The sequence below is a fragment of the Neisseria sp. 27098_8_158 genome, from assembly GCF_041433145.1.
Taxonomy (GTDB): domain Bacteria; phylum Pseudomonadota; class Gammaproteobacteria; order Burkholderiales; family Neisseriaceae; genus Neisseria; species Neisseria subflava_E.
Window position 1 is genome coordinate 55,105 of the sequence record NZ_JAPWAZ010000002.1, and the last position, 14,036, is coordinate 69,140.

At 49.2% G+C, this 14,036-nt stretch carries 13 protein-coding genes and 1 pseudogene; 8 read left to right on the forward strand and 6 right to left on the reverse strand.

Annotated features, from left to right (window positions below; translation table 11 throughout):
- The first annotated feature begins 157 nt into the window (after nucleotides 1-157).
- The 3 genes from O3681_RS05750 to O3681_RS05760 all read left to right on the forward strand — a co-directional run bounded on the left by O3681_RS05750 (nucleotide 158) and on the right by O3681_RS05760 (nucleotide 2,523).
- Nucleotides 158-907, forward strand: a complete 750-nt coding sequence (locus O3681_RS05750; protein ID WP_003686610.1) for an electron transfer flavoprotein subunit beta/FixA family protein — start codon at nucleotides 158-160, stop codon at nucleotides 905-907.
- 10 nt (nucleotides 908-917) lie between these two features.
- Nucleotides 918-1,850, forward strand: coding sequence for an electron transfer flavoprotein subunit alpha/FixB family protein (locus O3681_RS05755; protein ID WP_371459511.1), 933 nt, complete (start codon nucleotides 918-920; stop codon nucleotides 1,848-1,850).
- 61 nt (nucleotides 1,851-1,911) lie between these two features.
- The gene (locus O3681_RS05760; protein ID WP_293187332.1) at nucleotides 1,912-2,523 is read left to right on the forward strand and encodes a YigZ family protein; all 612 of its coding nucleotides are present in this window, start codon (nucleotides 1,912-1,914) and stop codon (nucleotides 2,521-2,523) included.
- A 54-nt stretch (nucleotides 2,524-2,577) separates the two neighbouring features.
- On the opposite strand, the gene O3681_RS05765 is transcribed toward O3681_RS05760, so the two are convergent.
- Entirely contained in the window at nucleotides 2,578-2,889 is a 312-nt protein-coding gene (locus tag O3681_RS05765) for a DUF4298 domain-containing protein (RefSeq protein WP_314458485.1), read from the reverse strand.
- Between the two features lie 139 nt (nucleotides 2,890-3,028).
- On the opposite strand from O3681_RS05765, the gene purD reads away from it, so the two are divergent.
- Entirely contained in the window at nucleotides 3,029-4,300 is a 1,272-nt protein-coding gene (gene purD / locus O3681_RS05770) for a phosphoribosylamine--glycine ligase (RefSeq protein ID WP_371459512.1), read from the forward strand.
- 72 nt (nucleotides 4,301-4,372) lie between these two features.
- Entirely contained in the window at nucleotides 4,373-4,942 is a 570-nt protein-coding gene (locus O3681_RS05775) for an L-threonylcarbamoyladenylate synthase (RefSeq protein ID WP_308882040.1), read from the forward strand.
- A gap of 384 nt (nucleotides 4,943-5,326) precedes the next feature.
- On the opposite strand, the gene O3681_RS05780 is transcribed toward O3681_RS05775, so the two are convergent.
- The gene (locus tag O3681_RS05780; RefSeq protein WP_063068604.1) at nucleotides 5,327-5,767 is read right to left on the reverse strand and encodes a surface-adhesin E family protein; all 441 of its coding nucleotides are present in this window, start codon (nucleotides 5,765-5,767) and stop codon (nucleotides 5,327-5,329) included.
- Between the two features lie 210 nt (nucleotides 5,768-5,977).
- On the opposite strand from O3681_RS05780, the gene purB reads away from it, so the two are divergent.
- Nucleotides 5,978-7,348, forward strand: a complete 1,371-nt coding sequence (gene purB, locus O3681_RS05785) for an adenylosuccinate lyase (RefSeq protein WP_293212178.1) — start codon at nucleotides 5,978-5,980, stop codon at nucleotides 7,346-7,348.
- Between the two features lie 129 nt (nucleotides 7,349-7,477).
- Here the strand turns inward: purB and msrAB are convergent, their stop codons facing one another.
- Nucleotides 7,478-9,046: a bifunctional peptide-methionine (S)-S-oxide reductase MsrA/peptide-methionine (R)-S-oxide reductase MsrB gene (gene msrAB / locus O3681_RS05790; protein WP_371459513.1), complete on the reverse strand. Its 1,569-nt coding sequence runs from the start codon at nucleotides 9,044-9,046 to the stop codon at nucleotides 7,478-7,480.
- Between the two features lie 145 nt (nucleotides 9,047-9,191).
- Between msrAB and O3681_RS05795 the strand changes: the two are divergent.
- Nucleotides 9,192-9,359 (forward strand): annotated as a pseudogene (locus O3681_RS05795) (signal recognition particle-docking protein FtsY); the annotation flags it as partial.
- Between the two features lie 81 nt (nucleotides 9,360-9,440).
- Nucleotides 9,441-10,724, forward strand: coding sequence for a signal recognition particle-docking protein FtsY (gene ftsY / locus O3681_RS05800; protein ID WP_371459709.1), 1,284 nt, complete (start codon nucleotides 9,441-9,443; stop codon nucleotides 10,722-10,724).
- Nucleotides 10,725-10,880: 156 nt separating this feature from the next.
- Here the strand turns inward: ftsY and O3681_RS05805 are convergent, their stop codons facing one another.
- The 3 genes from O3681_RS05805 to O3681_RS05815 form a co-directional block, all read right to left on the reverse strand.
- The gene (locus tag O3681_RS05805; RefSeq protein ID WP_070646462.1) at nucleotides 10,881-11,777 is read right to left on the reverse strand and encodes a polyprenyl synthetase family protein; all 897 of its coding nucleotides are present in this window, start codon (nucleotides 11,775-11,777) and stop codon (nucleotides 10,881-10,883) included.
- Nucleotides 11,761-11,988, reverse strand: a complete 228-nt coding sequence (locus O3681_RS05810; protein WP_003681131.1) for an exodeoxyribonuclease VII small subunit — start codon at nucleotides 11,986-11,988, stop codon at nucleotides 11,761-11,763. Before O3681_RS05810 ends, O3681_RS05805 begins: the two co-directional genes overlap by 17 nt.
- Before the next feature lie 135 nt (nucleotides 11,989-12,123).
- Nucleotides 12,124-13,980 (reverse strand): ribonuclease catalytic domain-containing protein, encoded by a 1,857-nt coding sequence (locus tag O3681_RS05815; protein WP_070584463.1) that lies wholly within the window; start codon nucleotides 13,978-13,980, stop codon nucleotides 12,124-12,126.
- Nucleotides 13,981-14,036: the final 56 nt, after the last annotated feature.

The window sequence follows — 14,036 nt, forward strand, 5'->3', positions numbered from 1 at the left end:
AGTAAATGCTTTAGAAATGATATAATTCCGCTCTATTTGCCAAGATTTATACAAATTTGGTTTTATCATGTTGGTAAAAACCAAATTGGATTTTATATAAAGAATGTATCAAAAGCAGTATGCTAGATTTGATGGACATTCTTTTTAGGAGAATTGAATGAAAGCACTGGTCGCAGTAAAGCGCGTAGTGGACTATAACGTCAAAGTTCGTGTGAAAGCCGATGGTTCTGATGTGGATATCGGTAATGTCAAAATGTCGATGAACCCGTTTGATGAAATTGCGGTAGAAGAAGCTGTCCGTTTGAAAGAAGCCGGAAAAGTAAGCGAGATTGTTGCTGTTTCTCTTGGCGAGAAAAAATGCGAAGAGACGTTGCGTACTGCTTTGGCGATGGGTGCCGACCGTGCGGTTCATGTTGAAACTGATGCGAAGTTGGAGCCTTTGGCCGTTGCGAAATTGCTGAAAGCTGTTGCGGATAAAGAAAATCCGCAAATTTTATTGCTGGGTAAACAGGCAATTGACGATGACGCCAACCAAGTTGCCCAAATGCTGGCTGCGTTGTTGAATGCGGCTCAAGGTACTTTTGCATCAAAAGTGCAAATTGAAGGCGAAGAAGCATTGGTAACCCGCGAAATTGACGGCGGCGAAGAGACTGTTGCATTGAAGCTGCCTGCGGTCATCAGTGCAGATTTGCGTTTGAACGAACCACGCTTTGTCAAACTTCCTAATATCATGGCGGCAAAGAAAAAGCCTTTGGAAAAATTAAGTCCTGCCGATTTGGCTGTGGATATTTCTCCGCGTTTGAATACCGTGAAATTTGCCGAACCTAAAGCACGTCAAGCCGGTGTGAAAGTGGCTGATGTTGCCGAGTTGGTTGAAAAGCTGAAAAACGAAGCCAAAGTGATCTAAGGAGTATGAAATGAGCGTATTGATTATTGCGGAACATAATAACCAACATTTGAATCCTGCCACTTTGCATGCGGTAACAGCTGCCGCTAAATTAGGTAATGTAGATTTATTGGTTGCTGGCAGTAATGCTGCTGCGGTGGTTGAAGAGGCAAAACAGGTTGCAGGCATAGCGAAAGTTTTGGTAGCCGATGCGCCCTATTACGCTGAAGGCTTGGCAGAAGAATTAGCGCCTTTGGTTGTTAAACTGGCTGCGGATTACCGTTATGTGGCTGCAACTGCAACTGCGTTTGGCAAAAATCTTCTGCCCCGAGTAGCCGCCCTGTTGGATGTGCCACAAGTTTCGGATTTAACTGAAGTTGTGGATAACTCGACATTTGTCCGTCCGATTTATGCTGGTAATGCATTTGAAACCATTCAATCCAATTCTGAAAAACTGGTACTGACTTTCCGTGCGACAGCATTTGATGTTGCCGGACAAGGCGGTAATGCAGAAGTGGTCAATGTTGAGGCAACGCCTGCTCAAAACCTGAGCCGTTTCGTAAACCGTCAACTTTCCCAGTCTGACCGTCCTGAATTGACTCAGGCAAAAGTGATTGTTTCCGGTGGTCGTGCATTGGGCAGCGCTGAAAAATTCAATGAAGTATTGACTCCTTTGGCTGATGTTTTGGGTGCGGCGATTGGGGCATCCCGTGCAGCAGTGGATGCCGAGTATGCGCCAAACGATGCCCAAGTCGGACAAACCGGTAAAGTGGTTGCGCCGCAACTGTACTTTGCTATCGGTATTTCCGGTGCTATCCAACACGTTGCCGGTATGCAGGACAGTAAAGTAATTGTTGCCATCAACAAAGATGCTGACGCTCCGATTTTCAATGTGGCAGATTACGGCTTGGTTGGTGATTTGTTTGAAGTTGTACCTCAACTGACTGAAGCACTGAAAAACTAATGTTTCACGTGAAACGTTCAGACGGCCTTTTATAACAAAGGCCGTCTGAAAATATTTTGGCATGATTACGACCTATAAAACCATTACCACACCGACACAGGCTGAATTTAAAGATAAAGGCAGTCGCTTCATTGCATACGCCTATCCTATCCGCACTTTGGCCGATGTGAAGAAATATCTCGACCCATTAAAGGAAGAGCATCACAAAGCACGACATTGGTGTTACGCCTATCGATTGGGTGTGGACGGAATGCAGTTTCGCGCAAACGATGATGGAGAACCGTCCGGAAGCGCAGGCCGCCCTATTTTGGGGCAAATTGATTCTGTCGGCGTAACGGATGTGTTGGTTGTGGTTGTGCGCTATTTTGGCGGTACGCTATTGGGTGTTCCCGGTTTGATTCATGCTTATAAGGAATCAACGGCTCAGGCATTGGCGATAGCTGAAGTTGTTGAAAAGAATGTCGAAAAGACAGTTTGGTTGAAGTGTGAATATCCTGTTTTGAATGAGACTATACGGATTGCCAAACAATATCAGGCCGATATTGTGGAACAGGATTTGCAGCTGGATTGTAAGTTGACAGTGAAAATAGCGTTGGCCGATTATGAAGCCTGTATTGCCGCCTGGAAAAATACGCGCCAAATTGAAGTAAATACTGAGAAGCCGTTTGAATAAAAGGTCGTCTGAACATATTTGATCAATCAAAAGTTTCAGACGGCCTTTGATGTTTTAGCCTTGGTATCTGTCTAAAGCATTTACGCTTGAGCGCAGGTGTTCCCAAGCCAGTTGATGAAATTCTCCCAGTGCGTTCCATAGGGCATCTTCGCTCATAATGCTGTATTCGCCCTGTGTGTGTAAATCAACATCTGCACCTTCTTCAATGGCTTGATAACACGCTTGGTATTCGTTGGTATAGAAGTCATCCATGTCTTGCATGAGGCTTGCAGCATGTTTCCAGCGGGCGATATCTGCTTCCAGTTGTGGTAGTAATTCGCACCATTCACGGTATTTACTTTGAATTTCGTCAATACGTTTTTGCATGATTTTCCTTTCGTTGTTTGAAATTAGAGTATGGTTGTCTTGGTGCAATATTATTCTTAATTTGAAACAGCTATGCAAGATGGAACAATATTCCATCGATTGAATTTTATTTACAACATCTATTCTTGAAGGAGACGGTATGAAATTGCTCGTTATTGGTAATGGTGGACGTGAACACGCACTGGCTTGGAAATTGGCGCAGTCGTCTAAAGTAGAAACTGTCTTTGTTGCACCTGGTAATGCCGGAACGGCAATTGAGCCTAAACTGCAGAATGTGGCGTTGACGGCGCATCAAGATTTGATTGATTTTTGCCGTAATGAAAATATTGCCTTTACCGTAGTCGGCCCTGAAGCGCCTTTGGCTGCGGGTGTGGTGAATGACTTCCGTGCTGCCGGATTGAAGATTTTTGGCCCGACTCAATACGCGGCCCAGTTGGAGAGTTCAAAAGATTTTGCTAAAGCGTTTATGGCAAAATATAACATTCCAACCGCGCAATACCAAACCTTTGAAAATGCCGATGCGGCACATGATTACGTCAACCAAAAAGGTGCGCCGATTGTTATTAAAGCGGATGGTTTGGCTGCCGGTAAAGGCGTGATTGTCGCCATGACTTTGGATGAAGCTCATGCCGCTATCGACGATATGTTGTTGGGCAACAAAATGGGCAATGCAGGCGCGCGCGTCGTGATTGAAGATTTCCTGCAAGGCGAGGAAGCAAGCTTTATCGTTATGGTGGACGGCAATCATGTTTTGCCGATGGCAACCAGTCAAGACCATAAACGCCTGTTGGATGACGACAAAGGCCCTAATACCGGTGGTATGGGCGCATACAGCCCTGCTCCGGTGGTGACGCCTGATGTGTACGAGCGCGCGATGAATGAAATTATTTTGCCGACCGTGGCCGGTATGAAAGCAGAAGGTCATGAATTTACCGGCTTTTTATACGCGGGCTTAATGATTGATAAAACCGGTGCGCCTTATACCATCGAATTTAACTGCCGTTTCGGCGACCCTGAAACCCAGCCGATTATGAGCCGTTTGGATAGCGATTTAGTGGACTTGGTTGAAGCGGCAATCGACAGCAAACTGGATAGTGTTTCTGCCGAATGGAATCCGCAGACTGCAGTAGGCGTAGTGTTGGCTGCACAAAATTATCCTGATTCTCCAAAAAAAGGCGATGTGATCTTCGGCTTGGATAAGGCCAATCAAACTGGTAAAGTTTTCCATGCCGGTACTGCAACGAATGAAAAAGGCGAAGTTGTAACCAACGGCGGCCGTGTGTTGTGTGTAGTCGGTTTGGGCGATGATGTTGCACAAGCTAAAAGCAAGGCTTATGAGGCATTGGAAACAATCCATTTTGACGGTATGCAATACCGTAAAGACATTGCCGATAAAGCCATCAACCGTTAATAATGAATAGAAATAGGCCGTCTGAACACAGATTGTCCGACAATCGCAGTTTCAGACGGCCTTGGTATTATGATGATGTTCCCCAGAATTTTATCGGCTGCAGCCCAACGCAGGCTGCAGGCGCATCTTAAAAAAGGCGGTTTGGTCGCCTATCCTACCGAGTCTTGCTATGGCTTGGGTTGTATCCCTACTTTGCCCAAAGCGCTCAATCAACTGATTCATCTGAAAAAACGACCGCAACACAAAGGCATGATTGTCATTGGACATAGCTTGGAACAGTTGCAACCTTTGCTGCAAAGGCCGTCTGAAAATATCCAAACCATGCTGCATGAAGCATGGCCGGCTCCGAAAACTTTCTTATTGCCGGCCGGCAAAAAAGTATTGTCCTCATTGCGGGGGAAAGGACGCAGTAAATTGGCTGTCAGGGTTCCTGCGCACGCAGGTGCAAGGCGTTTGTGTCAGGTTTTGGAAAAGCCTTTAGTCTCTACTTCATGCAATCGTGCAGGAAAACGGGCGTGCAAAACGGAAAGGGAAGTTAGAAGACAATTTGGCAGGAAAGTCTGGGTTGTAGGTGGATTGATAGGTAAGCAGAAAACGCCTAGCCAGATTATTGACGGAGAAACAGGGGTAAGGCTGCGTTAAAGAAGGGCTGTATCATTAAAGGAAAGGCATTTATTTGAGAAGCAAATTTTTTCCAAGAGATTGGAATACTTTTGTGAAAAGCATTAAGTGCAGATCCAGTTTGATGCATAGCAGTCTGTAAATACAGATCGATTAAGCAGATAGTAAGTCAGTAAATAGAGTAGAAAGCAGTATTTTGTGAAATACTCTTGCAAAGAATGAAGCAAATTTTGAGCGTAAATGAATCGCTGTAATAAATTATTTTTGAATAAACAAAATTTGTGGATAAATTTGAAGATAAATTTCCATAAAAACATAAAAAGGCTGTCTGAAACTTGATATTCAAAGCATTCAGACGGCCTTTTAAATATTTAAACTGTGGATAACTTTGTGAATAAGTGTGGATTAAAGCTTATGTCCGCACACAGTTTCGTATTGTTTTTCAGTAATCGTACCGCTCATGACGCTCATTGGGCGGATGCTGGTCGGCGTATAGCTTTGGTTGGAAATGACCCGGCCGTGTTCGTCCATCAGTTGTAGCGCTGCCAGACGATAGGTTTTGTTTGAGCAATGAATTTCCCAGCTGCCGATGGCTGTTTTATAGGCCGGCGTATTGACGAAACGTTCCTCTTTCAGTTTGGAAACGGTTTTTTTATCGCGGAAAGTAACCAGTGCGCCATTTCTTTTAATGCTGCTTCTATCAATGGCCACTTTGATATTGCCTTCAGAGATGGTGCCGATATTGGTCCAGCTGCCGCCGCTGCTCGATGTGGTTGTTGTTTCACAGGCACTCAACATCAAAGCCGCAAATACGGTTGCAGCTAGGGAAAAACGTTTGATATTCATAAAACCTCATTATTTACAGAAAGTCAGTCGATATTATCCGTGAAGATGGCATATATCGTAAATCGATTTTGCAAAGTTGAACCTCTGAAAAGAAATTTATGAAAAATACGCTGAAAAGGCCGTCTGAAACCTGTTTTTCAGACGGCCTTGAAGTGTAAAATCATGTATAATTGCAAACAATTTGGTTTTCATCCCATAGGAAGATCCGACATGATTAACCCTATCGCTGCACTTTCCCCATTAGATGGCCGCTACGCCAAATCCGTTGAAGCATTGCGTCCGATTTTCTCCGAATACGGCCTGATGCGTGCGCGTGTCAAAGTTGAATTAAACTGGCTCAAAGCTCTTGCCGCCGAGCCTAAGATTGCAGAAGTTCCTGCTTTCAGCGATTTTACGCTTGCCGAAATCGACAAAGTGATCGAAAACTTCTCGCTTGAAGATGCCGCTGCCGTCAAAGCTATTGAGGCGACCACCAATCACGACGTCAAAGCCATCGAATATTGGCTTAAAGAACGCTTCTCCGGCGTACCTGAAGTGGCTGCTGCCAGCGAGTTCATCCACTTTGCCTGCACCAGCGAAGACATCAACAACCTGTCCCACGCTTTAATGCTGCAAGAAGCGCGTGAGGCTGTTTTGCTGCCGAAACTGGCCGAAATCATCGAGAAGTTGACCGGCATGGCGCATGAGTTGGCTGCCGTCCCTATGATGAGCCGCACGCATGGCCAGCCTGCTACACCAAGTACACTGGGTAAAGAAATCGCTAATGTTGTGTACCGCCTGCAACGTCAGTTTAAAAACCTGCAAGCGCAAGAGTTCCTCGGCAAAATCAATGGCGCAGTCGGCAACTACAATGCTCATATGGTCGCTTATCCCGATGTGGATTGGGAAACCCATTGCCGCAACTTCGTTGAAATCAGCCTCGGCTTGACCTTCAACCCCTACACCATTCAAATCGAGCCGCACGACTATATGGCGGAATTTTTCCAAGCCATTAGCCGTGTCAACACGATTCTGATCGACTTCAACCGCGACGTTTGGGGCTATATTTCTTTGGGTTACTTCAAACAAAAAGTCAAAGCAGGCGAAGTCGGTTCTTCCACCATGCCGCACAAAGTCAATCCGATCGACTTTGAAAACTCCGAAGGCAACCTCGGTATGGCCAATGCCGTATTGGGCTTTTTGTCTGAAAAACTGCCGATTTCCCGTTGGCAGCGCGACCTGACCGACAGCACCGTATTGCGCAATATGGGCGTGGGCGTGGGCTATACCGTATTGGGCTTTGCCGCCCATCTGCGCGGTCTGAACAAGCTTGAGCCGAATCCTGCCGCCCTTGCTGCCGATTTGGACGCCACTTGGGAGCTGCTGGCCGAGCCGATTCAAACCGTAATGCGTCGTTACGGCGTGGCCAATCCTTACGAGAAGCTGAAAGATCTGACACGCGGTAAAGACGGCATTACGCCTGAAGTGTTGAAACTCTTTATCGAATCGTTGGAAATTCCGGCAGAAGCCAAAGCCAAATTGCTTGAGCTGACCCCTGCGTTGTATGTGGGTAAAGCCGAAGAGTTGGCAAAACGAATTTAAAAGGTTTTTGTAGGGCGCACGTTCTTAGTTATTGAGATTTTTTGATAGATAAGAACCAGCTTTCTACATTCGACAAATTAAAAAGGCCGTCTGAAATCTCTTTCAGACGGCCTTTTTCGATTCAAACCGTTATTTCACTTTGTCTTTCAATGCGTCGTAGCCGGCAGCGTCCATTTCTTCCAAAGGAATGAATTTCAAACTTGCGCCGTTGATGCAATAGCGCAGGCCGCCTTTGTCTTTCGGACCGTCGGCGAAGACGTGTCCCAAGTGCGAGTCGGCGGCATGGCTGCGCACTTCGGTGCGGCGCATGTTGTAGCTGAAATCGTCGTGTTCGGTAACGGAGGAGGCGTTAATCGGGTGGGTGAAGCTCGGCCAGCCGCAGCCGGAATCGAATTTGTCGGCAGAGCTGAATAGGGGTTCGCCGCTGACAATGTCCACATAAATACCGGGTTTGAACAAGTGGTCGTATTCATGACTGAAGGCGTATTCGGTCGCGCTGTTTTGAGTAACTTGGTATTGCTCTTCGGTCAGGAGGCGTTTGAGTTCGGCATCGCCGGGTTTTTTATACGTTGCCGCGTCAAAGCCTTTGCCTTGCGGGGCAGCTTTGGTTTTGCCCGGCAGCGGTTCGTCGGCTTTGCGTATGTCGATGTGGCAATAGCCGTTGGGGTTTTTAATCAGGTAGTCCTGATGGTATTCCTCAGCGTCGTAGAAGTTTTGCAGCGGCTCGTTTTCGACGACGAGGGGCTGTTGGTATTTTTGCTGCTCGCGTTTGAGGGCGGCGGCGATAACGGCTTTTTCGGCGGGGTCGGTGTAGTACACGCCGCTGCGGTATTGCGTGCCGATGTCGTTACCTTGTTTGTTGAGGCTGGTTGGGTCAACGACGCGGAAATAGTATTGCAGGATGTCGTCGAGGCTGAGTTTGTCGGCATCGTAGGTCACTTTGACGGTCTCGGCATGACCCGTGTCGCGGTAGGACACGTCTTCGTAGCTCGGATTTTTCGTTTTGCCGTTGGCGTAGCCGGATACTGCGTCAATCACGCCGTCTATGCGTTGGAAATAGGCTTCCAAGCCCCAGAAGCAGCCGCCGGCAAGGTAGATGGTGCGCGTATTCATGATTGCTGAATCCTTTTTCTGTGTGTCGGGTTTGTAGAACGAGTTTTTCAGACGGCCTATATCGGCATTCGGGTCGCGGATTAAAGCCAATGCCTGCGCTTCGTTGATACTGCCTTTGACGATGCGCTGCACGTCGCCGTCTTTGCCGATTAATGCCCATGAAGGGTAAACACTGATATTCAGGCTTTGGGCGATGGAGCCGCCGTTGTCGGTAACGACGGGTAGCTTGGGATAATTCAAACCGGCATACCATTTTTGAAAGTCGCCGTCTTTTTTCTCGTGTAGAAAACCGGGTGAGGCAACGGTAATCAGGTTGGCAGAACCGAATTTTGCATCTTGCGCCCATTTTTCGGTTTGTCCCAATTCGGACAAACACAAAGGACACCAACTTGCCCAAAATTTAATCAGGGTGGGTTTGTCTTTTTTCAGGAAAACACTGGCAGGGCGGTTGTCAGGGGTTTTTAACGAGGATAATGCCTGCGGTACGGTTGCGGCTTCGGTATCCATCATTTTGGATGAGCAGGCGCCAAGCGCAAGCAGGCAACCGAACTTGGCGCAAAGGGAAAAGAAGGTACGGGGTTTCATCTTTATGTTTCCTGTATGGATGGTTTGCCTTGTTAGACGTTGGAAATGCCAAAACCTGACAACCTTGATTTTCAGACGACCTTGCCACGTAAAATACGCTACAATACTCCCTATTTCAAGTTTCTAAAATTAAAAGGAAAATTTAATGTTCAGCTTCTTCCGTCGCAAGAAAAAACAGGAAACTCCGGCTCCTGAGGAGGATCAAGTTCAGGAAAGCGCAGCAAAAGTAGAATCTGAAGTTGCTCAAGTAGTTGAAAATATTAAAGAAGATGCCGAATCTTTAGCAGTAAACGTCAAAGGACATGTTGAATCAGTTGTCGAATCGGCTGTAGAAACTGTCAGCGAAACCGTCGAGCAGGTTCGGGAAGCTTTGACCGAAACGCCGTCTGAAACAGTGGAAAAAGTAGAAGAACACCTTGAAGCGGAAAAAGAAGCGGTTGTTGAAACCGTCAGCGAGGCTGTTGAACAGGTTCAAGAAACCGTTACCGAGATGCCGGCTGAAGCGGCTGAGGCTGCTGAAGAAGTCGCGGAACAGGCTGAAGTGGTAAAAGAAGTGGCTGTTGAAACTGTTAGCGAGGCTGTTGAACAGGTTCAAGAAACCGTTGCCGAGATGCCGTCTGAAGTGGCTGAAACTGTTGAGGAAGCAGCGGAACAGGCCGAAGCAGTCAAAAAAGAAGCTGTTGAGGCAGTTAGTGAGACTGTCGAGCAAGTTCAAGAAGTTGTTGCAGAGGCTTCAGCCGAAGCCCCTACTCCGGTAGAAGAACCCAAGCTCGGTTGGGCTGCGCGTTTGAAACAAGGCTTGACCAAATCACGCGACAAAATGGCAAAATCATTGGCCGGCGTGTTCGGCGGCGGACAAATCGACGAGGATTTGTACGAAGAGCTGGAAACCGTGCTGATTACCAGCGATATGGGCATGGAAGCCACCGAATACTTGATGAAAGACGTGCGCGACCGCGTCAGCCTCAAAGGCCTCAAAGACGGCAACGAATTGCGCGGTGCGCTGAAAGATGCGCTGTATGACTTGATTAAGCCTCTGGAGAAACCTTTGGTCTTGCCGGAAACCAAGGAGCCTTTCGTGATTATGCTTGCCGGTATCAACGGCGCAGGCAAAACCACGTCTATCGGCAAATTGGCCAAATACTTCCAAGCCCAGGGCAAATCTGTATTGCTGGCGGCAGGCGATACTTTCCGTGCCGCCGCGCGTGAGCAGCTTCAAGCTTGGGGCGAGCGCAACAATGTGACCGTGATTTCGCAAACTACGGGTGATTCCGCAGCCGTTTGCTTCGATGCCGTCCAAGCCGCGAAAGCGCGCGGGATCGACATCGTGCTGGCCGATACTGCCGGCCGTCTGCCGACCCAGCTTCATTTGATGGAAGAAATCAAAAAAGTGAAGCGCGTGTTGCAAAAAGCCATGCCGGATGCGCCACATGAAATCATCGTCGTGCTTGATGCCAACATCGGTCAAAATGCCGTCAACCAAGTGAAAGCCTTTGACGAAGCGCTGGGTCTGACCGGCCTGATCGTCACCAAGCTAGACGGTACGGCCAAAGGCGGTATCCTTGCCGCCCTTGCCTCCGACCGCCCTGTTCCTGTCCGCTACATCGGCGTAGGCGAAGGCATCGACGATTTGCGTCCGTTTAATGCCAAAGCGTTTGTAGATGCCCTATTGGATTAAACAGACAGGCTGAGGCTTGTAAATGCAGTTTGCGGGGGATTTCTGAGCCGTATTTTGAAAGGCTTCGCATTCGGTTGGTACCAGCCAAACAGGCTGTTAAAAAGGCCGTCTGAAACCTAAAATCAGGTTTCAGACGGCCTTTATTGATTTGCAGGTTTAGTTTTTCCGTGCAGTAACAAACTCGGCCAGTTGGCGCAGGCGCAGGGCTTTGTCGCCGAATGGCTCGATCAGGGCAACGGCTTCTGCAATCAGCGTTTCTGCATAAGTACGCGCGGCGTGCAGGCCCATCAGTTTGACGTAGGTCGGTTTGTCGTTGTCCGAGTCTTTGCCGGCGGTTTTGCCCAAGGTGGCGGTATCGGCTTCGCAGTCCAATACATCGTCGATCACTTGGAAAGCCAGGCCTAATTTGGCGGCGTAGTGGTCTAAGGTTTGGATTTGCGCCGGTGTTAAGTCCGGGCAGGAAAGTGCGCCTAAGGCCACGGCCGCGCGGATGAGTGCGCCGGTTTTGAGGCTGTGCATCTGTTCCAATTCAGCCTGATTCATGGCTTTGCCGACATTGGCAAGGTCGATGGCTTGTCCGCCCGCCATGCCGAGGCTGCCGGACGCCTGGGCCAGCGTGGACAACATGGCAAGCTGGCGTTCGGCAGGCAGGCCTGTCGGACGGCTCAGTACATCAAAGGCTTGGGTTTGCAGCGCATCGCCGACCAAAAGGGCGGTTGCTTCATCGTATTGCACATGGCAGGTCGGTTTGCCGCGGCGCAGGCTGTCGTTGTCCATCGCCGGCATATCGTCATGAACCAACGAATAGACGTGCACCATTTCGATGGCCGCCATCGCCTGCTCGACGGCATTTTGGTTTGCTTCGCCCAATTCGGACGCGGCAAGCACCAAGAGCGGGCGCAGCCGTTTGCCGCCGCCGAGGGTAACGTAACGCATGGCTTCGTGCAGCGTGTGCGGCACTTGGCTTTCAGACGGCAAGAAATGCGCCAGCAGCAATTCGGTTTGCGCTTGGGCTTTTTGCTGCCATGTTTTGAGTTCATTCGCCGGGTTCAAGGTTCAACTCCTTCAGTTCGCCGGCATCCAAGACTTGCAGTTTCTGCTCGACTTCCGCCAATTTGGTTTGGCAGTATCTGACCAATTCGTTGCCTTCCTGATAGGCGGCCAGAGCGTCTTCCAGCGGCATTTCGCTGCTTTGCATGGCCTGGGTCAGGGTTTCGAGGCGGGATAAAGCTTCTTCAAAGGATTGGGGGGCGTTTTTTTTCATGGTTTGAAATGATGGGCAGAAAAGGGGAATTGTAGCATTTTTAGATGATGAAGGCCGTCTGAACTGGGATGAAAACGAAATCAAAGATTTCTGTTTCTTTGTTCAGACGGCCTTTTTTCAAACGGAATAACGTTATCAGCCCGGTAAAACGGCTTTTTGATAGTTGAGCGCGATAAACTGCTTCTCGGCATCCAATTCAGTGATTTTGAACAATGCCTGCGATTTGGGCAGCGCGTCAAACGGAATACCGGTCGCACGCGTTACCAGCGGCAGGCCTTCAATGCGGACGAGGTCTTCTTTGAGGATGGTGGCCGTCAGCTCGCTCGTGCCTTGCTGTTGCAGATAGACGAGGCTCCAGTAGGCTTCCATTTGGCGTTGGAAGTCGGCGTAGGCTGTATAGGCGGCATCAAAGTCGCGCAGCGCGGCGAAAAGCTCGGCATCGCTGTTTTGATACAGCGGCTCGGCAGTGTCGTCGATCAGGCTGATCAGCTGCTTTTGGTTGATGTAGTCGGCGGCGCGGCGCAGCGGCGAGGTAAACCAGCCGTAATGCTGCACGCCCATGCCGATGTGCGGCTCGGATTTGGTGCTCATGCGCACTTTGCCTGCCGGTTGGACGCGGAAAAGGCCGGGCAGCTCGTTTTCGTCCAGCATTTGCGCCCAAGTGCTGTTGGCAAGAATCATCATCTCGCTGACCAGCGTATCGATGGGCGAACCGCGTTCGCGGCGGACGACGGATACGTTGCCTTCCTCATCCAATTCGATGCTGTAATCGTATTGCGGCGCACGGTCGGGTTCGTATTTGCCGCGCGCTTTTTGCAGGGCGATGGCAAATTGATAGAACCAAATCAGGTCTTGATGGTGGGCGAACATCATTTCGCCGGCTTCGTCCAAGCCGGTTTCGGCGTTGAAATGCGGCTCGATGGTCTGAATGCGCAGGTTTTCAGCGATGTTGACGGCTTCGATTTTGCAGGTCGGCTCGCCGACGTTGAACTCGCCGTCCACATCGAAATAAATGCTGACGGCAGGGCGGTACGCGCCCGCATCAAGGCTGAACGCGGCAATCCAGTTTTCGGGCAGCATGGTGATTTTGCCACCGGGGAAATAGACCGTGCTCAAGCGTTCCATGATGTTTTTTTCCATTTTGTCGCCTTGAGCGACAGCGAGAGACGGTGCGGCGATGTGGATACCGACGCGCTTCGTGCCGTTGCCCAAGTCGGTCAGGCTCAAGGCATCGTCCACTTCGGTGGTCGATTCGTCGTCAATGGAAAAGGCGGTAACGTCGGCCTTGGGCAGGTCGGGCATTTCGGGAAGGGAGAGGTCGGGGAAACCTGTTCCTTTGGGGAAATATTTGATTTCAAACCCGTCTTGCAGGTATTGGGGAATGGACGTAATGCCGCCTGTTTTTTTCGCCAGTTCGTAGGCGGAGGTTTTCAGCGCATCGGCGGCTTTGGTAAAGGCTTTGTAGGTCAGCGACTGCTTGTCGGGCGCGTGCAGGATGGTTTTCAGATCCGCTGCGATTTCAGACGGCATCTCGCCGCGTTTCAAGGCTTCCGCCCAAGCGTCGATTTGCGCGTCTTGTTGTTTTTTGCGTTCGATGGCGGCAAGCGCTTGTTTTAAGGTTTCTTCGGGCGCGGCTTTGAACACGCCTTTGGCTTTTTTGTAGAAATACATCGGCGCGGCGTAAAGCGCAATCAAAGTCGCCGCCAGCTCGGTTTTGGTCGGCGCATGGCCGTAATATTCTTCGGCGATGGCTTCGGCGGTAAATTCCTCTTCGCCGCATACTTCCCACAATAAATCGGTGTCGATATCCGCCGCCTGTGCCTGCGCGTTTTCCAAAAATGCCGCCATATCGCCGTCAAACTCGGCAAAGACATTGTTTGCCTTCACTTTGGTGCGTTTGCCGTGTTGGGTATCGACTTGGTAGGTGGCGTCGTTTTTTTGGACGATGGAGGCAACTTTGAATTGGCCGGACTCTTCGTAAAAGATATTCATTTTTTTCGGATTTTATGATTTGTAGGAAACGCGTGATTTTAGCAGATTTGCACAAG